This window comes from Streptomyces sp. NPDC104202 (assembly GCF_055584185.1).
The window spans coordinates 43452-67404 of record NZ_JBVJMN010000027.1; the positions used below are offsets into that span (position 1 = coordinate 43452).

Annotated in this window: 23 protein-coding genes; 20 read left to right on the top strand and 3 right to left on the bottom strand. The window is 73.3% G+C overall.

The features are described 5' to 3' along the window. The first annotated feature begins 21 nt into the window (after positions 1-21). From ACZ60W_RS19030 to ACZ60W_RS19065, 8 genes are all read left to right on the top strand, one after another. Positions 22-1131 carry a quinone-dependent dihydroorotate dehydrogenase gene (locus ACZ60W_RS19030; RefSeq protein ID WP_469756514.1) on the top strand — a complete coding sequence of 370 codons (1110 nt, stop codon included), beginning with the start codon at positions 22-24 and terminating at the stop codon, positions 1129-1131. 71 nt (positions 1132-1202) lie between these two features. After that, positions 1203-2015, top strand: a complete 813-nt coding sequence (gene pyrF, locus ACZ60W_RS19035) for an orotidine-5'-phosphate decarboxylase (protein WP_469756515.1) — start codon at positions 1203-1205, stop codon at positions 2013-2015. Positions 2016-2344: 329 nt separating this feature from the next. Further along, positions 2345-2668 (top strand): integration host factor, encoded by a 324-nt coding sequence (locus ACZ60W_RS19040; RefSeq protein ID WP_030008746.1) that lies wholly within the window; start codon positions 2345-2347, stop codon positions 2666-2668. A gap of 50 nt (positions 2669-2718) precedes the next feature. Continuing rightward, positions 2719-3306, top strand: a complete 588-nt coding sequence (gene gmk, locus ACZ60W_RS19045) for a guanylate kinase (protein WP_469756472.1) — start codon at positions 2719-2721, stop codon at positions 3304-3306. Between the two features lie 62 nt (positions 3307-3368). Then, complete coding sequence (gene rpoZ / locus ACZ60W_RS19050; protein WP_017242218.1) at positions 3369-3641, top strand: DNA-directed RNA polymerase subunit omega; 273 nt, start codon at positions 3369-3371, stop codon at positions 3639-3641. A 120-nt stretch (positions 3642-3761) separates the two neighbouring features. Next, the gene (gene coaBC / locus ACZ60W_RS19055; RefSeq protein WP_469756473.1) at positions 3762-4973 is read left to right on the top strand and encodes a bifunctional phosphopantothenoylcysteine decarboxylase/phosphopantothenate--cysteine ligase CoaBC; all 1212 of its coding nucleotides are present in this window, start codon (positions 3762-3764) and stop codon (positions 4971-4973) included. A gap of 257 nt (positions 4974-5230) precedes the next feature. Next, complete coding sequence (gene metK / locus ACZ60W_RS19060) at positions 5231-6439, top strand: methionine adenosyltransferase (protein WP_469756474.1); 1209 nt, start codon at positions 5231-5233, stop codon at positions 6437-6439. 95 nt (positions 6440-6534) lie between these two features. Beyond that, complete coding sequence (locus tag ACZ60W_RS19065) at positions 6535-8664, top strand: primosomal protein N' (protein WP_469756475.1); 2130 nt, start codon at positions 6535-6537, stop codon at positions 8662-8664. Between the two features lie 74 nt (positions 8665-8738). On the opposite strand, the gene ACZ60W_RS19070 is transcribed toward ACZ60W_RS19065, so the two are convergent. Then, positions 8739-9260 (bottom strand): hypothetical protein, encoded by a 522-nt coding sequence (locus ACZ60W_RS19070; protein WP_469756476.1) that lies wholly within the window; start codon positions 9258-9260, stop codon positions 8739-8741. Between the two features lie 227 nt (positions 9261-9487). Between ACZ60W_RS19070 and fmt the strand changes: the two genes are divergently transcribed. The 8 genes from fmt to ACZ60W_RS19110 all read left to right on the top strand — a co-directional run bounded on the left by fmt (position 9488) and on the right by ACZ60W_RS19110 (position 17047). Then, a complete protein-coding gene (fmt, locus tag ACZ60W_RS19075) occupies positions 9488-10426 on the top strand; it encodes a methionyl-tRNA formyltransferase (RefSeq protein ID WP_469756477.1) in 939 nt (312 codons plus the stop codon). Positions 10427-10531: 105 nt separating this feature from the next. Further along, entirely contained in the window at positions 10532-11944 is a 1413-nt protein-coding gene (locus tag ACZ60W_RS19080) for an RsmB/NOP family class I SAM-dependent RNA methyltransferase (protein ID WP_469756478.1), read from the top strand. Between the two features lie 118 nt (positions 11945-12062). Continuing rightward, on the top strand, positions 12063-12746 hold the full coding sequence (rpe, locus tag ACZ60W_RS19085) for a ribulose-phosphate 3-epimerase (RefSeq protein WP_469756479.1): 684 nt from the start codon (positions 12063-12065) through the stop codon (positions 12744-12746). Between the two features lie 120 nt (positions 12747-12866). Next, positions 12867-13916, top strand: coding sequence for a sugar-binding transcriptional regulator (locus tag ACZ60W_RS19090; RefSeq protein WP_469756480.1), 1050 nt, complete (start codon positions 12867-12869; stop codon positions 13914-13916). A gap of 193 nt (positions 13917-14109) precedes the next feature. Then, positions 14110-14550: a guanyl-specific ribonuclease gene (locus tag ACZ60W_RS19095; protein ID WP_469756481.1), complete on the top strand. Its 441-nt coding sequence runs from the start codon at positions 14110-14112 to the stop codon at positions 14548-14550. Beyond that, positions 14547-14948: a barstar family protein gene (locus ACZ60W_RS19100; RefSeq protein ID WP_469756482.1), complete on the top strand. Its 402-nt coding sequence runs from the start codon at positions 14547-14549 to the stop codon at positions 14946-14948. The genes ACZ60W_RS19095 and ACZ60W_RS19100 overlap by 4 nt, the downstream gene beginning before the upstream one ends. 65 nt (positions 14949-15013) lie before the next feature. Beyond that, entirely contained in the window at positions 15014-16456 is a 1443-nt protein-coding gene (locus tag ACZ60W_RS19105) for a GuaB1 family IMP dehydrogenase-related protein (RefSeq protein WP_469756483.1), read from the top strand. A gap of 75 nt (positions 16457-16531) precedes the next feature. Then, positions 16532-17047: a GNAT family N-acetyltransferase gene (locus tag ACZ60W_RS19110; protein WP_469756484.1), complete on the top strand. Its 516-nt coding sequence runs from the start codon at positions 16532-16534 to the stop codon at positions 17045-17047. On the opposite strand, the gene ACZ60W_RS19115 is transcribed toward ACZ60W_RS19110, so the two are convergent. Continuing rightward, a complete protein-coding gene (locus tag ACZ60W_RS19115; RefSeq protein WP_469756485.1) occupies positions 17019-18035 on the bottom strand; it encodes a GDSL-type esterase/lipase family protein in 1017 nt (338 codons plus the stop codon). The two genes, ACZ60W_RS19110 and ACZ60W_RS19115, sit on opposite strands and share 29 nt — an antisense overlap. A gap of 353 nt (positions 18036-18388) precedes the next feature. Between ACZ60W_RS19115 and ACZ60W_RS19120 the strand changes: the two genes are divergently transcribed. Both ACZ60W_RS19120 and ACZ60W_RS19125 read left to right on the top strand, forming a co-directional pair. Further along, positions 18389-19870, top strand: coding sequence for an amino acid permease (locus ACZ60W_RS19120; RefSeq protein ID WP_469756486.1), 1482 nt, complete (start codon positions 18389-18391; stop codon positions 19868-19870). Between the two features lie 10 nt (positions 19871-19880). Continuing rightward, positions 19881-20336 (top strand): Lrp/AsnC family transcriptional regulator, encoded by a 456-nt coding sequence (locus tag ACZ60W_RS19125; RefSeq protein WP_015032260.1) that lies wholly within the window; start codon positions 19881-19883, stop codon positions 20334-20336. Positions 20337-20494: 158 nt separating this feature from the next. Here the strand turns inward: ACZ60W_RS19125 and ACZ60W_RS19130 are convergent, their stop codons facing one another. Beyond that, positions 20495-21076 carry a Repetin gene (locus ACZ60W_RS19130; protein ID WP_469756487.1) on the bottom strand — a complete coding sequence of 194 codons (582 nt, stop codon included), beginning with the start codon at positions 21074-21076 and terminating at the stop codon, positions 20495-20497. A 290-nt stretch (positions 21077-21366) separates the two neighbouring features. On the opposite strand from ACZ60W_RS19130, the gene ACZ60W_RS19135 reads away from it, so the two are divergent. Next, positions 21367-22173, top strand: a complete 807-nt coding sequence (locus tag ACZ60W_RS19135) for a carbon-nitrogen hydrolase family protein (RefSeq protein WP_469756488.1) — start codon at positions 21367-21369, stop codon at positions 22171-22173. A gap of 64 nt (positions 22174-22237) precedes the next feature. Then, a complete protein-coding gene (locus ACZ60W_RS19140) occupies positions 22238-23935 on the top strand; it encodes a flavin monoamine oxidase family protein (protein ID WP_469756489.1) in 1698 nt (565 codons plus the stop codon). Positions 23936-23953: the final 18 nt, after the last annotated feature.

Genomic DNA, 23953 nt, shown 5'->3' on the forward strand with positions numbered 1-23953 from the left:
AGCAGACCCGGACCGGAGCACATGTACAAGTTCTTCTTCAACGTCGTCTTCAAGCGCATGGACCCCGAGGAGGCCCACTACCTGGCCTTCCGCTGGATCCGGCTCGCCGCCCGCGTCCCGGTGCTGCGGACCCTCGTCGCCGCCGTCCTCGCCCCCCGGTACGAGGAGCTGCGCACCGAGGCCCTCGGCCTGCGGATGCACGGCCCCTTCGGGCTCGCCGCCGGCTTCGACAAGAACGCCGTCGCCATCGACGGCATGTCGATGCTCGGCTTCGACCACGTCGAGATCGGCACGGTCACCGGCGAGGCCCAGCCCGGCAACCCCAGGAAGCGCCTCTTCCGGCTCGTCCCGGACCGCGCCCTGATCAACCGCATGGGGTTCAACAACGAGGGCTCCGCCGCCGTCGCCGCGCGCCTGGCCGCCCGCACGCCGGTCTTCCGCACCGTCGTCGGCGTCAACATCGGCAAGACCAAGGTCGTCCCGGAGGCCGAGGCCGCCGCCGACTACGTGAAGTCCACCGAGCGCCTGGCCGCCCACGCCGACTACCTCGTCGTGAACGTCTCCTCGCCCAACACCCCCGGGCTCCGCAACCTCCAGGCCACCGAGTCCCTGCGCCCGCTGCTCACGGCCGTGCGCGAGGCCGCCGACCGCGCGGTCACCGGCCGCCGGGTCCCGCTCCTGGTGAAGATCGCCCCCGACCTGGCCGACGAGGACGTCGACGCGGTCGCCGACCTGGCCCTGGAGCTCGGTCTCGACGGCATCATCGCCACCAACACCACCATCGCGCGCGAGGGCCTCGGCCTGAGGTCCGACCCCGCGCTGGTCGCCGAGACCGGCGGCCTCTCCGGCGCGCCCGTCAAGGAGCGCTCCCTCGCCGTCCTCCGGCGCCTCCACGCGCGCGTGGGCGACCGCCTGGTCCTGGTCGGCGTCGGCGGCATCGAGAACGCCGAGGACGCCTGGCAGCGCATCCTGGCCGGCGCCACCCTGATCCAGGGCTACAGCGCCTTCATCTACGAGGGCCCGTTCTACGCCCGCGCGATCCACAAGGGCCTGGCCGCCCGCCTCGCGGCCTCCCCGTACGCCACCCTCGCCGAAGCCGTCGGCGCCGCCCATCGAAAGGCCGCCCAGTGACCGCCCTCCCGTCGCCCGACCACCGCCCCTCGACGACGCCCTCCGGGCGGCCACTCGCTTTCGGCACCCGTCTGCGCTCCGCCATGGACGACCGCGGTCCGCTCTGCGTCGGCATCGACCCGCACGCCGCCCTCCTCGACTCCTGGGGCCTGGCCGACGACATCGCCGGCCTGGAGCGCTTCACCTTCACCGTCGTCGAGGCGCTCGCCGACACCGTGGCGGTCTTCAAGCCGCAGTCGGCCTTCTTCGAGCGCTTCGGCTCGCGCGGCGTGGCCGTCCTGGAGCGTGCCGTCGCCGACCTGCGGGCGGCGGGCGGCCTGGTCGTCATGGACGCCAAGCGCGGCGACATCGGCTCCACCATGGCCGCCTACGCCGAGACCTTCCTGCGCAAGGACTCCCCGCTCTTCTCCGACGCGCTGACGGTCTCGCCGTACCTCGGCTACGGCTCCCTGAAGCCGGCCGTGGACCTGGCCCGCGAGTCGGGTGCCGGACTGTTCGTGCTGGCCCTCACCTCCAACCCGGAGGGTGCCGAGGTCCAGCGGGCGGTCCGGGAGGACGGCCGGACCATCGGCGCGACCATGCTGGCGCACCTGGCGGCCGAGAACGCGGGGGAGACCCCGATGGGCTCCTTCGGCGCGGTGGTCGGCGCCACCCTGGGCGACCTGTCCGCGTTCGACCTGGACATCAACGGCCCGCTCCTCGCCCCCGGCATCGGCGCCCAGGGCGCGACCCCGGCCGACCTCCCCGCCGTCTTCGGCGCGGCGGTGCGCAACGTGGTCCCGAACGTCAGCCGGGGTGTCCTGCGTCACGGTCCCGACGCGGCCGCTCTGCGGGACTCGGCCGTCCGGTACGCGGACGAGGTCCGGGCGGCCGTCGGCGCCTGACCGGCCTCCGGGCGATCCGATCGGGGTCCCCGGACAAGCCGCAGGTGGGAGCGGCGCGCCCCGTCGGGACGCGCCGTCTCGCCGGACCGTCTCACTCCTTGACGAAAACTTGGCTCAAAACCGGGTCGTTTTGCCGGAAAAGTCCCGGTCGGTCGATGCTGACCAGGACTTTTCCGCTGTTCTCGCTGACGGGAGCGGCCTCGGCCGCTAGTCTCCGGGGCAGAGCAGGCGTTCAGCGACCACTCCGCTGGACGTTGCTCCACTGGTGTGGGGCGCTGGGTTCCTCACCGGTCCGTATCCGACAGATCGACATCCGAGGTGACGTAGGCGTGGCTCTTCCGCCCCTTACCCCTGAACAGCGCGCAGCCGCGCTCGAGAAGGCCGCCGCGGCTCGCCGGGAGCGGGCCGAGGTCAAGAATCGACTCAAGCACTCCGGCGCCTCCCTCCAGGAGGTCATCAAGACCGGCCAGGAGAACGACGTCATCGGCAAGATGAAGGTCTCCGCCCTGCTGGAGTCCCTGCCGGGCGTGGGCAAGGTCCGCGCCAAGCAGATCATGGAGCGCCTCGGCATCTCCGAGAGCCGCCGCGTCCGCGGTCTCGGCTCCAACCAGATCGCCTCCCTGGAGCGAGAGTTCGGCAGCACCGGCGCCTGATCCGGGGACACGCGTCCCGGGCACACCGGTAAAGCTGGAATAATCGCTGCATGGCAGCAGAGGTACGTCCGCGGCTGACCGTGCTCTCCGGCCCCTCAGGGGTCGGCAAGAGCACGGTCGTCGCTCATATGCGCAAGGTCCACCCCGAGGTCTGGCTCTCGGTGTCGGCGACGACACGCAAGCCCCGCCCCGGCGAGAAGCACGGCGTCCACTACTTCTTCGTGACGGACGACGAGTTCGACAAGCTGATCGCCAACGGTGAGCTCCTGGAGTGGGCCGAGTTCGCGGGCAACCGCTACGGCACCCCGCGTGCCGCGGTCCTCGAACGCCTCGACTCCGGGGAGCCCGTCCTCCTGGAGATCGACCTCCAGGGCGCCCGCCAGGTCAAGGACTCCATGGCGGAGTCCCAGCTGGTCTTCCTGGCCCCGCCCAGCTGGGAGGAGCTGGTCCGCCGCCTCACCGGCCGCGGCACCGAGTCCCCCGAGGTCATCGCGCGCCGACTGGACGCCGCGAAGGTCGAGCTGGCCGCCGAGTCGGAGTTCGACACCACGCTCGTCAACACCTCCGTCGAGGACGTCGCACGCGAGCTGCTAACGTTGATGCTGCTGTCATCCGGGGACCTGGACAACAACGGCTGAGGCCGATGGACCCCGCACCTCACGGCATTCCTGATTTTTTCTCCATCTTCGGAAGGTAGAGCGTGTCCTCTTCCATGACTGCGCCCGAGGGCATCATCAACCCGCCGATCGACGAGCTGCTCGAGGCCACGGACTCGAAGTACAGCCTCGTGATCTACGCGGCCAAGCGCGCGCGTCAGATCAACGCGTACTACTCCCAGCTCGGCGAGGGCCTGCTGGAGTACGTGGGTCCGCTCGTCGACACCCACGTCCACGAGAAGCCGCTCTCGATCGCCCTGCGGGAGATCAACGCGGGTCTGCTGACGTCCGAGGCCATCGAGGGCCCGGCTCAGTAAGCACGTATCGCTTGTAACGCTTGTCACCACAGGCCCGGCGGAACATCCGCCGGGCCTGTGGTGTCTCATGGAGTCGTACGCATCCGAGTGCGCGTCCGAGTGCGGGGAGTCGTGGAAGTCGTGGCCAAGCCGAAGGTCGTTCTGGGGGTCAGCGGCGGCATCGCCGCCTACAAGGCGTGCGAGCTGCTGCGCCGGCTCACCGAGTCGGGCCACGACGTCCGGGTGGTGCCGACCGACTCCGCCCTCCACTTCGTCGGGGCCGCCACCTGGTCGGCGCTCTCGGGCAACCCCGTCTCCACCGAGGTGTGGGAGTCCGTCCACGAGGTGCCGCACGTCCGGATCGGCCAGGGCGCCGACCTGGTCGTCGTCGCCCCGGCGACCGCCGACATGCTCGCCAAGGCCGCCCACGGCCTCGCCGACGACCTGCTCACCAACACGCTCCTCACCGCGCGCTGTCCGGTCGTCTTCGCCCCCGCCATGCACACGGAGATGTGGGAGCACCCGGCGACCCAGGAGAACGTCGCGACCCTCCGCCGCCGCGGCGCCGTGGTCATCGAGCCCGCCGTCGGCCGTCTCACCGGCGTCGACACCGGAAAGGGCCGGCTGCCGGACCCCGGGGAGATCTTCGAGGTCTGCCGCCGGATCATCGCGCGCGGCGTCACCGCCCCCGACCTCGCCGGTCGGCACGTCGTGGTCAGCGCGGGCGGCACCCGCGAGCCCCTCGACCCCGTCCGCTACCTGGGCAACCGCTCCTCCGGCAAGCAGGGCTACGCCCTCGCGAAGGCGGCCGCGGCCCGCGGCGCCCGGGTGACCCTGGTCGAGGCGAACACCGGCATCCCCGATCCCGCCGGCGTCGACGTCGTCCACGTCGGCACCGCCGTCCAGCTCCGCGAGGCCGTGCTCAAGGCCGCCGCGGACGCCGACGCCGTGGTGATGGCCGCCGCCGTCGCCGACTTCCGCCCGGCCGTCTACGCCGCCGGGAAGATCAAGAAGAAGGACGACGGGGGCGCGCCCACCGTCGAGCTGGTCCGCAACCCCGACGTCCTCGCCGAGCTGTCCGCCGAGCGCGCCGCGCCCGGACAGGTCGTCGTGGGCTTCGCCGCCGAGACGGACGACGTCCTCGCCAACGGCCGGCAGAAGCTCCGCCGCAAGGGGTGCGACCTGCTCGTCGTCAACGAGGTGGGGGAGCGCAAGACCTTCGGCTCCGAGGAGAACGAGGCCGTCGTCCTCGCCGCGGACGGCGCCGAGACCCCCGTGCCGTACGGACCGAAGGAAGCGCTCGCCGAGACGGTCTGGGACCTGGTCCTGCCGAGGCTGCGCGCCGCTCGCTGACGGGTGACCCCCGGGGGCGCGAAGGTGACACACGGACGGGGGAATCGCCGACGTCCGAGTGACGTGCGTCCCACCGAACGGGCGGTTCCGCCCCCGTCCCCCCGCGATTCCACCCGTACGGAGGCATTCGCCAGGCGAGACACCTGGTCCACAGCCCGACCACGACCGATAGACTGTTCGTGGAACGTCGCGGGGCGCAGCCCCCTGCCGGTCCGCGTCACGAGTAGCCAGCAGCCGCTGCAACCCCAGGGAGCGTTGTGTCCCGTCGTCTGTTCACCTCGGAGTCCGTCACCGAGGGTCACCCCGACAAGATCGCTGACCAGATCAGCGACACCATCCTCGACGCACTGCTGCGGGAGGACCCCACCTCGCGCGTCGCCGTCGAGACGCTGATCACGACCGGCCTCGTGCACGTCGCCGGCGAGGTGACCACCAAGGCGTGGGCGGACATCCCGACCCTCGTCCGGAACAAGATCCTGGAGATCGGTTACGACTCCTCCAAGAAGGGCTTCGACGGCGCCTCCTGCGGCGTCTCGGTGTCCATCGGATCCCAGTCCCCGGACATCGCCCAGGGTGTCGACACCGCGTACGAGAAGCGCGTCGAGGGTGACGAGGACGAGCTCGACAAGCAGGGCGCCGGCGACCAGGGCCTGATGTTCGGCTACGCGTCGGACGAGACCCCCGAGCTCATGCCGCTGCCGATCCACATCGCGCACCGGCTCTCCCGCCGCCTCACCGAGGTCCGCAAGAACGGCACCATCCCGTACCTGCGCCCCGACGGCAAGACCCAGGTCACCATCGAGTACGACGGCGACAAGGCCGTCCGCCTCGACACGGTCGTCGTCTCCTCGCAGCACGCCTCCGACATCGACCTGGAGTCGCTGCTCGCGCCCGACATCCGCGAGTTCGTCGTCGAGCACGTGCTCAAGCAGCTCGTCGAGGACGGCATCAAGCTCGACACCGACGGCTACCGCCTCCTGGTGAACCCGACCGGCCGCTTCGAGATCGGCGGCCCGATGGGCGACGCCGGCCTCACCGGCCGCAAGATCATCATCGACACCTACGGCGGCATGGCCCGCCACGGCGGCGGCGCCTTCTCGGGCAAGGACCCGTCCAAGGTCGACCGCTCGGCCGCCTACGCCATGCGCTGGGTCGCCAAGAACGTCGTCGCCGCCGGCCTCGCCTCGCGCTGCGAGGTCCAGGTCGCCTACGCGATCGGCAAGGCCGAGCCCGTCGGTCTCTTCGTCGAGACCTTCGGCACCCACAGCATCGAGACCGAGAAGATCGAGAACGCCATCGCCGAGGTCTTCGACCTCCGCCCGGCCGCGATCATCCGCGACCTCGACCTGCTCCGCCCGATCTACTCCCAGACCGCCGCCTACGGCCACTTCGGCCGCGAGCTGCCGGACTTCACCTGGGAGCGCACCGACCGCGTCGACGCCCTGCGCAAGGCCGCCGGGCTCTAGGTCCCGCACCGCGCGAACGAAGCCCGGCACCCCTCCACGGGGTGCCGGGCTTCGGCCGTGCCCGGCTGTCGGTGGCGTCTGGTAGGTATGGGGCTGTGAGCAGCGAGAACGAGAAGTCCGACGAACCCGAGCAGCTCGCGCTCATTCGGGAGACCGTCCGGACCGCGAAGGTGCCGCGCGCCAAGCCGCGGACCTGGCGGGGCGCCGCGCTGGCCAAGGAGCTGCCGGTCGCCCGGGTCGTGGTGAACAGGGGTGCGCTCCACCTCGACCAGTTCTTCGACTACGCGGTGCCCGAGGAGCTCGACGAGGCGGCCCGCCCCGGGGTCCGGGTCCGCGTGCGGTTCGGCGCCGGCGCCCACCAGGTCAAGAACGGGCGGAGGGAGGGCGGCCGGCTCATCGACGGCTTCCTCGTCGAGCGCCGGGCCACCTCGGACTACTCGGGGCCGCTGGCCGCCCTCGCCGACGTCGTCTCGCCCGAACCGGTCCTCGGACCCGAACTGCTCGGCCTCGCCCGCGCCGTCGCCGACCGGTACGCGGGCAGCCTCGCCGACGTGCTCCAGCTCGCCGTGCCGCCGCGCAGCGCCCGCGCCGAGGGCCGCCCCTCGCCGGCTCCGCTGCCCCCGCCCGCCCCGCCGGAGCCGGGCAGTTGGACGCGGTACGACCGGGGGCCGGCGTTCCTGGACTCCTTGGCCCGCGGCGGAGCGCCCCGGGCCGTCTGGAACGCGCTCCCGGGACCCCACTGGGCCGAGGAGATCGCCCGGGCCGTCGCCGCCACCCTCGCGTCCGGCCGGGGCGCGCTCGTCGTCGTCCCGGACGGCCGGGCCGCCGGCCGCGTCGACGCGGCGTTCACCGCCGTCCTGGGGGAGGGGCGCCACGCCCTGCTGACCGCCGAGGCCGGGCCGGAGAAGCGGTACGGGCAGTGGCTCGCCGTGCGGCGCGGAGCGGTCCGGGCCGTCGTCGGCACCCGCGCGGCGATGTTCGCGCCCGTACGGGACCTCGGGCTCGTCGCCCTGTGGGACGACGGCGACGGCAGCCACAGCGAACCGCACGCCCCGCAGCCGCACACCCGCGAGGTGCTGGTCCTGCGTGCCGGGCAGGACCGGTGCGCCTTCCTCCTCGGCTCCACCGGCTGCACCGTCGAGGCCGCCCAGCTCGTCGAGTCCGGGTGGGCCAAGGCGCTCACCGCCGGACGCGAGCAGGTCCGCAGGTCCGCCCCGCTGATCCGCACGGTCGGCGACGGCGAACTCGCTCGCGACGAGGCCGCGCGCGCCGCCCGGCTGCCCTCCCTGGCCTGGCAGACCGTGCGGGAGGGACTCAGGACGGGCCCGGTGCTCGTCCAGGTGCCCCGCCGGGGGTACGTGCCCCGGCTGGCCTGTGAGCGCTGCCGGACCCCCGCCCGCTGCCGTCACTGCGCCGGGCCCCTGGAGGCGCCCGAGCAGCAGGAGCTGCGGTGCGGCTGGTGCGGCCGGGGAGCCCCCGACTGGCACTGTGTGGAGTGCGGCGGCCACCGGCTGAGGGCCCAGGTCGTGGGCGCGCGCCGGACGGCCGAGGAGCTGGGCCGCGCGTTCCCCGCCGTGCCCGTACGGACCTCCGGACGCGACCACGTCCTGGACAGTGTGCCCGGCCGCCCCGCGCTTGTCGTCTCCACGCCCGGCGCCGAACCCGTCGCCGACGGCGGCTACGCGGCGGCGCTGCTCCTCGACGGCTGGGCCATGCTCGGCCGGCCCGACCTGCGTGCCGGGGAGGAGGCGCTGCGCCGCTGGATCGACGCGGCGTCCCTGGTCCGCGGACAGCCCGAGGGCGGCACGGTCGTGGTCGTCGCGGAGCCGACGCTCCGGCCGGTGCAGGCCCTGGTCCGCTGGGACCCGGTCGGGCACGCGCAGCGGGAGCTGGCGGAGCGGGCCGAACTGGGCTTCCCGCCGGTCTCCCGGATGGCGGCGGTGACCGGCCCGCCGGACGCCGTCGAAGGATTCCTGGCCGCCGCCGCGCTCCCCGCGGACGCCGAGGTGCTGGGTCCGGTGCCGCTGCCCGTGGTCCGTCCCGGCGGCCCGCGCAGGCCCGGTGACGCGCCGCCGGGCGAGCAGTGGGACCGCGCCCTGGTCCGGGTCCCGCCGGGCAGCGGCGCCGCCCTGGCGACGGCCCTCAAGCAGGCCCGGGCCGCCCGGACGGCGCGCGGCGGCGGGGAGCCGGTCCGCATCCGCGTCGACCCGCCGGACATCGGCTGACGTCCGCCCGGAGCGGGCGGACACGCGACGGCCGTCCGTTCCCCGGGGGAACGGACGGCCGTCGGACGGGCGGGTCAGCCGTTGCGCGGGCCGGGGAAGGCCGGCGGGCGCGGGTCCTCGCGGAGGGTGGCGCTGCCCGAGGTGGGCTGCGGGGGCATCGAACGGGCGGCGGGGACCGAGGGGAGCGTGCGGGTCGTGCCCGGCTCCACGGTGTGCTCCTGCTCCACGGGCCCGCCCTGCGGCTGGGGGCTGCGGCGGGCGCCGTAACGGCGGTGGACGGCCTGCTTGGTGACCCCGAGCGCGGAACCGACCGCGTCCCACGAGAAGCCGAGCGAGCGGTCGAAGTCGACCGCCGCGGTCACCAGGGTCTCGACGCTGTCCCGCAGCTCCTGGGCGAGCCGTACGGTGGGGGCGGGCGCGCGCCCGTAGACGACGAAGCCCGTCGACGGGCCGGAGCGGCGAGGGCGGTAGACATTGCCCAGCTGGGCCGTGAGCGTGCGCAGTGCGTCCACCTGCCGCCGGACCCGCTCGATGTCCCGCACCAACAGATGCAGACTCGCCCGGGCTTGGGCGTCGTGGGTTGCGTGGTCGGCCATGTGAAAGCCTCTCGAACCGGCGTGTGTAAGGGGGCGGGCCGCAGGGGGCGGCGGCCCGGATTCGGTCAATCTCTCTTGACCAACGCGCCACCGGGAGTTGGGTCACGCTGCGGGGGCGTACACGCATATGCGCGGGGCGCTCGTCCTTCCGTACGCCCCCTGACGCCCCGCCGCCTAGACTGGTGCGTCGCTCGCAACGCCCCCGGACAGACAGGCAGTCGCCACCCATGAAGCTCGTCTTCGCAGGCACCCCCGAGGTCGCCGTACCCGCACTGGACGCCCTGATCGCCTCCGGCCGGCACGAGGTGGCCGCCGTGGTCACCCGGCCGGACGCCCCGGCGGGACGCGGCCGGCGTCTGGTCGCCAGCCCGGTGGCGCAGCGGGCGGAGGAGGCCGGGATCGAGGTCCTCAAGCCCGCCAGGCCCAGGGACGAGGACTTCCTCGCCCGGCTGCGGGAGATCGCCCCGGACTGCTGCCCGGTCGTCGCCTACGGCGCGCTGCTGCCCAAGACCGCCCTCGACGTCCCGGCCCGGGGCTGGGTCAACCTGCACTTCTCGCTGCTGCCCGCGTGGCGGGGCGCGGCCCCCGTGCAGCACTCCCTGATGGCCGGCGACCAGGTCACCGGCGCGTCCACCTTCCAGATCGAGGAGGGGCTCGACTCGGGTCCGGTCTACGGCGTCGTCACCGAGGACATCCGCCCCACCGACACCAGCGGCGACCTGCTGACCCGCCTCGCCTTCGCGGGCGCCGGACTGCTCTCCGCGACCATGGACGGCATCGAGGACGGCACCCTGCACGCCGTCCCGCAGCCCGCCGAGGGCGTCACCCTCGCCCCCAAGATCCAGGTCGAGGACGCCCACGTCGACTTCGCGACCCCCGCGCTGCGGGTGGACCGGGTGGTCCGCGGCTGCACCCCGGCCCCCGGCGCGTGGACCCTCTTCCGCGGCGAGCGGCTGAAGCTGATCCAGGTCACCCCGCTGCCGGACCGCACCGACCTGGCGCCCGGCGAGCTCGCCGTGGGCAAGAACAACGTGTACGCCGGCACCGGCTCGTACGCCGTCGAACTGCTCTGGGTCCAGCCGCAGGGCAAGAAGCCGATGAAGGCCGCCGACTGGGCCCGCGGGGTCCGGATCGCCGCCGGCGAGCGCCTGGGCGCCGAGGCGTAGGCCGCCCTCCGGCGCGGGCGGGGGCGCGGCGGACGTAGGCTGGGAGCTGCCGGCCGCTTCGGGGCCGGCACGTTCGACCTCGTCATTTCGTCACGCGGAGCACCTTTGAGCGAGCAGGCACGTCGCCGTCCCCACAAGCCCTACCGGCGGCCCCAGAAGGACCCCGTCCGGATGCTCGCCTTCGAGGCGCTGAGGGCGGTGGACGAGCGGGACGCCTACGCCAACCTGGTGCTGCCCCCGCTGCTGAGGAAGGCCCGCGAGAAGGGCGACTTCGACGGCCGGGACGCGGCGCTCGCGACCGAGCTGGTCTACGGCACGCTGCGCCGCCAGGGCACGTACGACGCGATCATCTCGGCCTGCATCGACCGGCCGCTGCGCGAGGTCGACCCGCCCGTCCTCGACGTCCTGGCCCTCGGCGCGCACCAGCTGCTCGGCACCCGCATCCCCACCCACGCCGCGGTCTCCGCCAGCGTGGAGCTGGCCCGCGTGGTGCTCGGCGACGGCCGGGCCAAGTTCGTGAACGCCGTGCTGCGGAAGATCTCGCAGCAGGACCTCGACGCCTGGGTGGCACAGGTCGCCCCCGCCTACGACGCGGACCCCGAGGACCACCTCGCCGTCGTCCACTCGCACCCCCGCTGGGTCGTCTCGGCGCTCTGGGACTCCCTCGGCGGCGGCCGCGCCGGCATCGAGGACCTCCTGGAGGCCGACAACGAGCGGCCCGAGGTCACCCTCGTCGCCCGGCCCGGCCGCGCCACCACCGAGGAGCTCGCGGCGGCCACCGAGACCCTGCCGGGCCGCTGGTCCCCGTACGCCCTCCGGATGGCCGAGGGCGGCGAGCCCGGCGCCATCGAGGCCGTGAAGGAGGGCCGGGCGGGCGTCCAGGACGAGGGCAGCCAGCTCGTCGCGATCGCCCTGGCGAACGCGCCGGTGGAAGGCTCCGACACGCGGTGGCTCGACGGCTGCGCGGGCCCCGGCGGCAAGGCGGCCCTGCTCGCCGCCCTCGCCTCCGAGCGCGGCGCCGCCCTGCTCGCCTCCGAGAAGCAGCCGCACCGCGCCCGGCTCGTCGAGCGCGCCCTCGCCGGCAACCCCGGCCCCTACCAGGTGATCGCCGCCGACGGCACCCGGCCGCCGTGGCTGCCCGGCTCCTTCGACCGCGTCCTGATGGACGTGCCCTGCTCCGGCCTGGGCGCCCTGCGCCGCCGGCCCGAGGCCCGCTGGCGCCGCCGTCCCGAGGACCTGGACGGCTTCGCGCCGCTCCAGCGCGGGCTGCTCACCGAGGCGCTGCGGGCCGTGCGCGTCGGCGGCGTCGTCGGCTACGCCACCTGCTCGCCGCACCTGGCCGAGACGCGGGTGGTGGTCGACGACGTCCTGAAGAAGGTCGGCGGCGCGGAGCTCATCGACGCCCGCCCGCTGCTGCCCGGCGTCCCGGCGCTCGGCGACGGCCCCGACGTCCAGCTGTGGCCGCATCTCCACGGCACCGACGCGATGTACCTGGCGCTGCTGCGCCGCACGCACTGACCGCAATCTCCCGGTCCGTCCCGGTCCAGCCTCGTCGCTTCGTACCGAAATTGGTCTGGACCGACATCGAAACCGCTCAGCGGCAAAGAAGTACCCAAGAACGTGGGAGGCTTGGCACATGGCGCAGATCAACCCCAGCATCCTGTCCGCCGACTTCGCCCGGCTCGCGGACGAGGCGAAGGCCGTCCACGGTGCCGACTGGCTGCACGTCGACGTGATGGACAACCACTTCGTGCCCAACCTGACGCTGGGCGTGCCGATCGTCGAGTCGCTGGCCCGTGCGACGGACACCCCGCTCGACTGCCACCTGATGATCGAGAACCCGGACCGGTGGGCCCCGCAGTACGTGGAGGCGGGCGCCGGTTCGGTGACCTTCCACGTCGAGGCGGCAGCCGCGCCGGTCCGGCTGGCGCGGGAGATCCGTGCCAAGGGCGCCCGCGCGTCCATGGCGCTGCGCCCCGCCACGCCGATCGAGCCCTACGAGGACCTGCTCCCCGAGCTCGACATGCTGCTGATCATGACCGTCGAGCCCGGCTTCGGCGGCCAGGCGTTCCTCGACATCATGCTGCCCAAGATCCGCCGGACCCGGGAGCTGATCTCCAAGCACGGTCTGGAGCTCTGGCTCCAGGTCGACGGCGGGGTCGCCGAGTCCACCATCGAGCAGTGCGCCGAGGCCGGCGCCGACGTCTTCGTCGCGGGTTCCGCGGTGTACGGCGCGGCGGACCCGGCCGCGGCCGTCGCCTCGCTGCGGGCCCGCGCGGAGGCCGCGACGGCCACCGCCGCGTGGGCGTGTGGCCACTGAGCCTCCGGCGGATGAACGCGGCCCGTCGGGCCGCCGACAGGACTGATCAAGGCCCGCCGGATCTGACAGGATGAACGGCGAGCCAGAGTGTGAACGACAGCCGTACGTGAACAGCGGTACGTGAACAGCAGTGAGGAGATCGCGGTGGCGGGAATGTCGGCGGGACGGTCAGCCCTGCGGATGGGCCCCGCGGAGCTGGTGCAGGCGGCGGCCATGGCCCGCCGCTTCTACCTCGAGGGCAAGTCCAAGATCCAGATCGCCGAGGAGTTCGGCGTCAGCCGCTTCAAGGTGGCCCGGGTCCTGGAGACCGCCCTGGAGCGCGACCTCGTACGGATCGAGATCCGCGTGCCGGCCGAGCTGGACGCCGAGCGCTCCGACGCGCTCCGCGCCCGCTACGGGCTCCGTCACGCCGTCGTCGTCGAGTCCCCGGCGGAGGGCGACGACGAGTCGCCGGACCCGGAGAACCTCGGCGAGGTCGCGGCCGACCTCCTCGGCGAGCTGGTCACCGAAGGCGACGTCCTGGGCCTGGCCTGGGGCCGTTCCACCATCCACATGGCGGCGGCCCTCGACCGGCTGCCCCCGTGCACCGTCGTCCAGCTCACCGGTGTGTACGACGCCGGGACCGCCGAGCGCGGCTCGGTCGAGGCCGTGCGGCGCGCCGCCCAGGTCTCCGGCGGCGAGGCCCACCCGATCTACGCGCCCATGCTGCTGCCCGACCCGGCCACCGCGGCCGCGCTGCGCAGCCAGACCGGCATCGCGCGGGCCTTCGAGTACTTCGACAAGGTCACCGTCGCCTGCGTCTCCATCGGCTCCTGGGAGCCGGGCATCTCCACCGTCCACGACATGCTCTCCGACGCCGAGCGGGCCCACTACGCCTCGCTGGGCGTCGCCGCCGAGATGTCGGCGCACCTCTTCGACGCCGAGGGACGCCGGGTCGGCCGCGACCTGGGCGAGCGCTGCATCACCGTCGAGGCCGACCGGCTGCGCCGCATCCCCGAGGTCGTCGCGATCGCGGGCGGTCAGCGCAAGGCGGCGGCGATCGGGGCGGTGCTCCGCTCCGGACTCGTCACCAGCCTGGTGACGGACCGCGCCGCGGCCGACTACCTCCTCACCGAGTCCAGCCCCGGCACCCACCCGGCCCTCGACCGCACGGACCCCGACGGGCGCTGACGGCGCCCCGCCGCTCCGCTCCGCGCACCGGGCCCGACCGCCCGGTGCGCCGCCGCATCCGCCGCCGGCCGTCCCCTGACCGGGGCCGGTGGGCCCGCCACGCCCCCGCCCGGCGCGCCGTGGGCACCGGTGGTCCCGGCGGGCCCGGCGCGCCCGTCCGGCGGGCCGTACGCCCCGGTGGCAGCATCGGCTCATGATCCTCAGGTGCGCGCGGGCCGCGCTCGCGCTGCTCGCCGGCGCCTCCCTCCTCCTCACCGGCTGCTCGCCCGGCGAGGACGCCCCCACCCCGCGCGGCGGGACGACGGTGTCGTCCCCGTCGGCACCCGGGACGGCCACACCGTCCCGGGCCTCCACGCTCCCGGTGGTGCGCGCCGCCGACCTCCCTCCCGAGGCGCGGCGGACGCTGGCCCTGATCGAGGCCGGCGGGCCCTTCCCGTACGCCAGGGACGGGGCCGTCTTCGGCAACTTCGAGCGGATCCTGCCGCAACGGCCGCGCGGGCACTACCACGAGTACACCGTCCGCACCCCCGGCGCGCGCGACCGCGGGGCCCGGCGCATCGTGACCGGGCGGAGCGGGGAGACGTACTACACCGACGACCACTACCAGAGCTTCCGGGAGGTGGTCGCACCGTGAACGCGACCCGCCCCACGGGCCACGAGGCCCCCGACCTCTCCCGCCCCGTCGTGCTCGACCTGCACGGGGTCACCGACAAGACCGGCTTCATGAACCGCTGCGTGCGCGCGCTCCCGCTGCCCGTCGGGTTCGGCCGCAACTGGGACGCCCTCGCCGACTCCCTCGCCGATATGCGCCGACCCATGGCGATCGTGGTCACCGGCTGGCAGGCTTACGAGGAGGCCAGCCCGGACGAGTGGGCGACCGCCGAGGAGGTGTTCTCCGCGGCGGCCCGCGCGAGCGTCCACGGCCTCGCCGTCCTCCTCTCCCTCGGCGGTTTGGAGGAACCGACAGACGCGCCCCCGCAAGGCTCGGACGATCCGCCCGCAGCACCCCACGCCCCTGACGTGGGACAATGAACTACGTGCTTTTTCCCCTGGCTGAAATGCCTAGGGGCCGATCCGAACGACTGGGATGTCAGCACGTGCGTTTCCTCAATGACGTCAAGCCGCCCTACGACCTGACGTACGACGATGTCTTCATGGTGCCGAGCCGCTCGGCCGTCGGTTCCCGCCAGGCGGTGGACCTCTCCTCGCCGGACGGGACCGGGACCACGATCCCGCTGGTCGTGGCGAACATGACCGCGATCGCCGGCCGCCGGATGGCCGAGACGGTGGCCCGCCGCGGCGGTCTCGTCGTCATCCCCCAGGACATTCCCATCGAGGTCGTCACCGACGTCATCACCTGGGTCAAGAGCCGCCACCACGTGCTGGACACCCCGATCGTCCTGGAGCCCCACCAGACCGTCGCCGACGCGCTGTCGCTGCTGCCCAAGCGGGCCCACGACGCCGGCGTCGTCGTCGACGAGAACCGCCGCCCGGTGGGCGTCGTCACCGACGCCGACCTCTCGGGCGTGGACCGCTTCACCCAGCTCTCCGAGGTCATGTCCAAGGACCTGCTGCTCCTGGACGCCGACATCGACCCGCGCGAGGCGTTCAACACGCTCGACGCCGCCAACCGCCGCTACGCCCCGGCCGTGGACGCCGACGGCAAGCTCGTCGGCATCCTCACCCGCAAGGGCGCCCTGCGCGCGACCCTCTACAGCCCCGCCGTGGACGCCCGGGGCAAGCTGCGGATCGCGGCCGCCGTCGGCATCAACGGCGACGTGGCGGGCAAGGCCAAGCAGCTCCTCGACGCGGGCGTCGACACGCTCGTCATCGACACCGCGCACGGCCACCAGGAGTCGATGATCAGCGCGATCCGCACCGTGCGGGCGCTCGACCCGCAGGTCCCGATCGTCGCCGGCAACATCGTCGCCGCCGAGGGCGTCAAGGACCTCGTCGAGGCGGGCGCGGACATCATCAAGGTCGGCGTGGGCCCCGGTGCCATGTGCACCACCCGCATGATGACCGGCGTCGGCCGCCCGCAGTTCTCGGCCGTCCTCGAGTGCGCCGCCGAGGCCAGGAAGTACGGCAAGCACGTCTGGGCCGACGGCGGTGTCCGGCACCCGCGCGACGTCGCCATGGCGCTCGCCGCCGGCGCGTCCAACGTGATGATCGGCTCCTGGTTCGCCGGGACGTACGAGTCCCCGGGCGACCTCCAGCAGGACGCCAAGGGGCGGTTCTACAAGGAGTCCTTCGGCATGGCCTCCGGCCGCGCCGTGAAGAACCGCACCAGCGACGAGTCCGCCTACGACCGCGCCCGCAAGGCGCTCTTCGAGGAGGGCATCTCCACCTCGCGCATGTTCCTCGACCCGGCCCGCCCGGGCGTCGAGGACCTGATCGACTCGATCATCGCGGGCGTCCGCTCCTCCTGCACCTACGCCGGTGCCGGCTCCCTCGCGGAGTTCGAGGAGAAGGCCGTCGTCGGCGTCCAGTCCGCCGCCGGCTACGCCGAGGGCAAGCCGCTGCACGCCAGCTGGAGCTAGTCACTCCGCGCCGTACGCCGTGGGCCCCCGGGACATCCCTCCCGGGGGCCCACGGCGTTCCCGTACCGTCGGCGCATGGACCATGTGGAGATCCGGCCCTGCCGTGCCGAGGACGTCGACCCGCTCGGCCGCCACCTGCCGACGCCCGGCGCCCCCACCCGCCACGCCGACCGCTTCGCGCGCCAGGAGGCCGGGCGGGGCACCTATCTGATCGCCTGGCGGGACGGCATCCCGGTCGGCAACGGGCAGGTCCGCTGGGACGGCTGCGCGGCGCCCGAGGTACGGGCCGTGCTGGGCGACTGCCCCGAGTTCAACGGCCTGGACGTGGTGGCGGAGCTGCGGGGGCGGGGCATCGGCACGGCCCTGGTCCGCGCCGCCGAGGAGCTGGCCCGGGCGCGCGGCCGGGCCGCCCTCGGCCTCGGCGTGGCCCACGACAACACCCGGGCCGCGGCGCTGTACGCCCGCCTGGGCTACACACCGGTGACGGAGTACACCGACCGCTACACCTCGACCGACCCCCGCGGGCGGACCCGGCACCACGCCGACGCCGCCACCTTCCTCGTCAGGACGCTGGTGCCGGCGGCGGACTGACCGCGCGCGCCCACGGTCCCAGCGCCTCCGCCACGGCCGCCGCGATCCGGGCGTGGCCCGCGTCGTCGGGGTGCAGCCCGTCCGCCAGGTGCTCCGGGCCCAGGAGCGGCCTCCCGGAGAGGACGCGCAGCCTCCCGTCGCCCTCGGCCGCCAGGTCGCGGCCCGCGCGCTCCATGGCCCGGCGCAGCTCCGTCAGGGTGGCGCCCAGGGCGTTGCGGGTGTGCTCGGCCTCCGGGCGCAGGACGGGCGAGACGATCAGCAGCGGGGTGTCCGGATGCCCCCGGCGGACCAGTCCGACGAAGGCCCGGACGGTCGCGTACAGCCAGTCGGCCGTCGCCGGCGCCCGGGACCAGCAGTTGGTGCCGAAGGCCAGGGTGATCAGTTCTCCCGGCAGCCGGGCCAGGTGCTCGGCGAGCGGCAGTTCGCCGCGCGCCCCGCCCGCGTACCCCAGGTTCACCGGGTCGAGGCCGAGGCGCCGGCCCGCCGTGGCGGGCCAGGAGTGCGCCGGGCGGGTCGACCACCAGCCCTCGGTGATGGAGTCGCCGTGGACGAGCCAGCGGGGCCGGGCCGGCGCGGGGGAGAGGGCGCCGCCGACGGCCCGCAGGGCGACCGGGACCGGGGCCTGGTTCTCCGGGAGGTGGACGGCGAAGACACCGCCCTCCGCGGGCAGCGGGAGTGTGACGGTGGCCTCGGCGGACGGGGCGGCCCAGACCTCGTCGACGAGCCGGGTGCCCCGCCAGAGGGCGAAGCAGTGGCGCAGGGCGCCCAGCGGGTCGTCCGGGCCCGGTACGGACGCCGTGTAGCGCAGCTCCACCGCGCGCGTGCCGGGCGCGGCCGTGAACTCGATCCGTACCCCGATGGGCAGGGCGGCCCGCGCGGCGACGTCCCACGGCAGCCGGTCGAGGTCGTCCGGGTCGGCGCGCACCGGCCGCGGACCGTCGAGCCAGGCCGTGCCGCGCAGGAAGGGTGCCGGGTCGAGCCAGCCCACCGGGACCTCCGATCGTGGGTCGTCGGGGCGGGTGGTCGGGAGCCCGCAGGGTCGGTCATCGGGCGCCAGGAGTCCATAGTCGTGCACGGACCGGTTATCACCCCGATGTGTCGATTCATGCGGGGGCGCGCAATGTTTCCCCGCCTGTGCCCCGAGCGCGCAATGATCATCCGTCACTGCGCAACAACCCTGCATTACGAGTGCGAACCTCGGACCCTTAGGCTCGTGCCCCGTACCAGGAGTGGCGGCGACCGCCTGCTCGGCGGTTCCGTCCCCCGTGGGCATGCTCAGCCATGCCCGCACACCGCCGCGGTCGCCTCCGTACCCACAGGCAGCGATAAGGAGCCTCCGCAGTGCTGGATCACGGCGCAGCCCCACCGGTCGTCGACACGACCACCCCCAAGACCTCCGCCCTCGGCGCGCTCATCCGGCGCAAGCCGGTGGAGATGCTGGTCGCGGAGGGTGGACAGGGTGAGGGCGGCAATCTCCGCCGCTCGCTCTCCATGTGGCAGCTGACCATGATCAGCATCGGTGCGACGCTCGGCACCGGCATCTTCGTCGTCCTCGGCGACGCCGTCCCGAAGGCCGGCCCCGCGGTCACCGTCGCCTTCGTCATCGCGGGCCTCACCGCGCTCTTCTCCGCTCTCTCGTACGCCGAGCTGGCCGGCTCCATACCGGTCGCGGGCTCCTCGTACTCGTACGCGTATGCAACGATGGGCGAACTCGTCGCCTGGGTCTGCGGCTGGTGTCTGGTCCTGGAGTACGGCGTCTCCGTCGCCGCCGTGGCCGTCGGCTGGGGCGAGTACCTCAACGAGCTGCTCGACGGCACGATCGGCGTCACCCTCCCCGACGCGCTGTCGTCGGCGCCCGGCGAGGGCGGCATCATCAACCTGCCCGGCCTGATCGTCGTGCTCCTCGCGATGGTCTTCCTGCTCGGCGGCGCCCGCGAGTCGGCCGTCGTCAACACGATCATGGTCGCGGTCAAGATCGCCGCGCTCGCGCTCTTCTGCGCCATCGGCTTCATGGGCTTCAAGTCCGGCAACTACGCCGACTTCATGCCGCTCGGCGTCACCGGCATCGGAGCCGCCAGCGCCACCCTCTTCTTCTCGTACATCGGCTTCGACGCCGCCTCCACCGCCGGCGAGGAGGCCAAGAACCCCAAGCGCGACCTGCCGCGGGCGATCATGCTCTCGCTGGTCATCGTCACCGTCCTCTACGTCCTCGTCGCCGCCGTCGCGGTCGGCGCCTGGCACTGGAAGGACTTCGACGGCTCCGAGGCCACCCTGGCGGCGATCATGAAGGACGTCACCGGCCAGTCCTTCTGGGGCACCCTGCTCGCCGCCGGCGCCGTCATCTCCATCGCCAGCGTCGTCCTCACCGTGCTCTACGGCCAGACCCGCGTCCTCTTCGCGATGTCCCGCGACGGCCTGGTGCCCAAGGCGTTCGGCAAGGTCAGCGCCAAGACCGGCACCCCGCGCGTCAACACGGTGATCGTCTCGCTCTTCTGCGGCGTCCTCGCCTCGGTCATCCCGCTGGGCAAGCTCGTCGACGCCACCAGCATCGGCACCCTCTTCGCCTTCGCCCTGGTCAACATCGCGGTCGTCGTGCTCCGCTACACCCGCCCGGACATGCCCCGCACCTTCAAGGTCATGTTCGGCCCGGTCCTCCCGGTCGTCGGCTTCGCCTTCTGCGCCTACAACATGTTCAGCCTCGACGCCGTCACCTGGGTGGTCTTCGGTTGCTGGATGGCCGCCGGGCTCGTGTTCTACTTCCTGTACGGCATGCGCCGCTCCCGACTGGCCACCGCAGCGTCAGCAGCATCAGCAGAGAAGTGATCCACCCGTAGTGCGACTCAACGACCTCGACGAACGCATCGTCCACGCCCTCGCGGAGGACGCCCGCCGCAGCTACGCCGACATCGGCTCGCTCGTCGGTCTCTCCGCGCCCGCCGTGAAGCGGCGCGTGGACCGGCTCCGGGCCGAGGGCGCCATCACCGGCTTCACCGTCCGGGTGGACCCGGCGGCGCTCGGCTGGGAGACCGAGGGGTTCGTCGAGATCTACTGCCGCCACAACACCTCGCCGGACGACATCCGGCGAGGTCTGGAGCGGTACCCCGAGGTGGTGTCCGCGTCGACCGTCACCGGTGACGCGGACGCCGTCGTCCAGGTCTTCGCCTCGGACATGCGCCACTTCGAACGCGTCCTGGAACGCATCGCGGGCGAGCCCTTCGTGGAGCGCACCAAGTCCGTCCTGGTGCTCTCGCCGCTGCTGCGGCGCTTCTCCTCCGGCTCCCCGGCCTAGGGTCTGTCAGGCCGGGCTCGCGGGGTCCGGCCTGATCGACACGACACCCCCCAGGGAGCCGCCGCCGGCGCCCCGGGAGGGCCCGCGGGGATGCGGGACGGTGCCGGCCGTGGTTCCCGCACCGCCCCGCCCTCCCCGCCCACCCCCGTGGGGCGGGTCTACTCGGTCGGGTAGACGAACTGCCAGGGCACGACCCGGAAGTCGCCCGTGCCGGCCTCGACCCTCTCGAACGGCGCGCCGCTGAGGCACGGCGGCACCTTGTCCTTCCGCGGGTCGGCCGTCATCCACGTGTAGCCGAGCCGGTCGCCGGCGGGGTCGTCGTGGACCGTGACGCCGACGCGCGCCTTCCGGAACTCCTTCACGTCGGTCTCGACGACCGTGCCCGACACGACGGCGACCTTGCCGCCGGTGGTGAGGCAGTCGACCCGGACCCTGGCGTAGCCACCCCGGTCGCCCTCGTAGTGGCTGAAGCGGAACGTTCCGGTGGCCTTCAGCGGGTCCATCCGGTCCTTCGCCGCCAGGTGCGCGTCGAAGGTGAAGGTGATGTCGTCCCCGGCCGGCCGGTACAGCTTCGCGGTGCCGGTCAGCGCGGCCGCCTCCGGCGCCGCCGCCGGCGACACGGCCGCCGGGGCCGCGGCCGGCGTGGGCGCGTCGTCCGCCGAGGCGGCCGCGACGCCCCCCGCCCCCAGGGTGAGCAGAACGGCGGCGGCGACGGCGAGGGTCCTGGTGCGACGGTTCATGGTCTCCGGGTCCTTTCGGCAGGTCGTCCGGGGTGTCTCCCGGACGACCACCACTCTTCCGCGCGGGTCCCGCCGGGTCGTCGGGCCGAGGTACGGTCCCCGCCTCCGCCGCGCGGCGGGGGAGGGGTACGACCCCCGGGGGAGCCCCGCGCAACGAATCGCCGCCACGGCCGCCGATCGCGCAACGGTTCGACGGTCGGTCCGCAACGCTCCCGCCTTGTCCGGACGGAGCCCGAAACCGTACCGTTTTTGACGTCTTCCCCTTGTACTCCGACCCCCGAGGATCGCCCATGCCCGCGCTGCGCACCGCCCTGCTCCAGAGCTCCGGTGAGCTCGGTGACGTGGCCGCCAACCTCAAGATCCTCGACGAGGCCGCCGGCCGGGCGGCCGCCGCCGGTGCGACCGTGCTGCTCGCCCCCGAGCTCTTCCTCACCGGATACGCCATCGGCGCCGACCTGGCGCGGCTGGCCGAGCCGTCCGACGGCCCCTCCTCCCGAGCCGTCGCGGCCCTCGCCGTCCGGCACGGCCTGGCCATCGGATACGGCTACCCCGAGCGGGACACCGAGCGGCACGGGGTCCTCTACAACGCCGCCCGGCTCGTCGGCGCCGACGGCACCCCGCTCGCGAACTACCGGAAGACCCACCTCTACGGCGGCTTCGAGCGCGAGTGGTTCACCCCCGGCGACGACGCCGTCGTCCAGGTCGAGCTCGGCGGCCTGACCGTCGGCCTCATGATCTGCTACGACGTCGAGTTCCCCGAGAACGTCCGGGCGCACGCGCTGGCCGGCACGGACCTCCTCCTCGTGCCGACCGCGCTCATGCACCCCGCCGAGGTCGTCGCCGAGGCGGTCGTCCCCGTCCGCGCCTTCGAGAACCAGATGTACGTGGCGTACGCCAACCGGACCGGCCCCGAGGGCGCCTTCGAGTTCATCGGCCTCTCCACCCTCGCCGCCCCCGACGGCACCGCCCGGGCCAGGGCGAGCCGCGGCGAGGACCTCGTCGTCGGCGACGTCGACCCCGACTTCCTCGCGGCCTCCCGTGCGAGCAACCCCTACCTCGCCGATCGCCGCCCCGGGCTCTACGGCTCCCTCGGCTGAGCCGCCCGCCCGCCCCGCCCTTCCTCCCCGCCTCACCTTTTTCCGTGCAAGGAGTCCGTACCCCATGACGTCCACGGTGCCCACGACCGCCGTCCCGCACAGCGACGGCCAGCCGCCGATCACCATGTTCGGTCCGGACTTCCCGTACGCCTACGACGACTTCCTGGCCCACCCGGCCGGCCTCGGCCAGATACCCGCGACCGAGCACGGCACCGAGGTCGCCGTCATCGGCGGCGGTCTGTCCGGCGTCATCGCCGCGTACGAGCTCATGAAGATGGGCCTCAAGCCCGTCGTCTACGAGGCCGACCAGATCGGCGGCCGGCTGCGCACCGTCGGCTTCGAGGGCACCGCCACCGAGGGCCTCACCGCGGAGATGGGCGCCATGCGCTTCCCGCCCTCCTCGACCGCGCTCCAGCACTACATCGACCTGGTCGGCCTGGAGACCTCGCCCTTCCCGAACCCGCTGGCCGAGTCGACCCCGTCGACCGTCGTCGACCTCAAGGGCGAGTCGCACTACGCCACCACCGTCGACGACCTCCCGCAGGTCTACCGCGACGTGATGAACGCGTGGAACGCCTGCCTCGAAGAGGGCGCCGACTTCTCCGACATGAACCAGGCCATGCGCGAGCGCGACGTGCCGCGCATCCGTGAGATCTGGTCGAAGCTCGTCGAGAAGCTCGACAACCAGACCTTCTACGGCTTCCTCTGCGAGTCGGAGTCCTTCAAGTCCTTCCGGCACCGCGAGATCTTCGGCCAGGTCGGCTTCGGCACCGGAGGCTGGGACACCGACTTCCCCAACTCCATCCTGGAGATCCTCCGCGTCGTCTACACCGAGGCCGACGACCACCACCGCGGCATCGTGGGCGGCTCCCAGCAGCTGCCGCTGCGCCTGTGGGAGCGCGAGCCGGAGAAGATCGTGTACTGGGCGCCGGGCACCTCGCTCAGCTCCCTGCACGAGGGCACCCCGAAGCCTGCGGTCACCCGGCTGAACCGCACCGCCGGCAACCGGATCACCGTCACCGACGCCTCCGGCGACATCCGCACCTTCCAGGCGGCGATCTTCACCGCCCAGTCCTGGCTGCTGCTGTCCAAGATCGCCTGCGACGACTCGCTCTTCCCGATCGACCACTGGACCGCGATGGAGCGGACCCACTACATGGAGTCGTCGAAGCTCTTCGTGCCCGTCGACCGGCCGTTCTGGCTGGACAAGGACGAGGAGACCGGCCGGGACGTCATGTCGATGACGCTGACCGACCGGATGACCCGCGGCACCTACCTCCTGGACGACGGCCCGGACAAGCCGGCCACCATCTGCCTCTCGTACACCTGGTGCGACGACAGCCTGAAGTGGCTGCCGCTCTCGGCGAACGAGCGGATGGAGGTCATGCTGAAGTCGCTCGGCGAGATCTACCCGAAGGTCGACATCCGGAAGCACATCATCGGCAACCCGGTGACGGTCTCCTGGGAGAACGAGCCCTGGTTCATGGGCGCGTTCAAGGCCAACCTCCCCGGCCACTACCGCTACCAGCGGCGTCTGTTCACGCACTTCATGCAGGACCGGCTGCCCCAGGACAAGCGGGGCATCTTCCTCGCGGGCGACGACATCTCCTGGACGGCCGGCTGGGCCGAGGGCGCGGTGCAGACGGCGCTCAACGCGGTCTGGGGCGTGATGCACCACTTCGGCGGCGCCACCGACGCCACGAACCCGGGCCCGGGCGACGTGTACGACGAGATCGCCCCGGTCGAGCTGCCGGAGGACTGACCGGGCGTACGGAGCGGC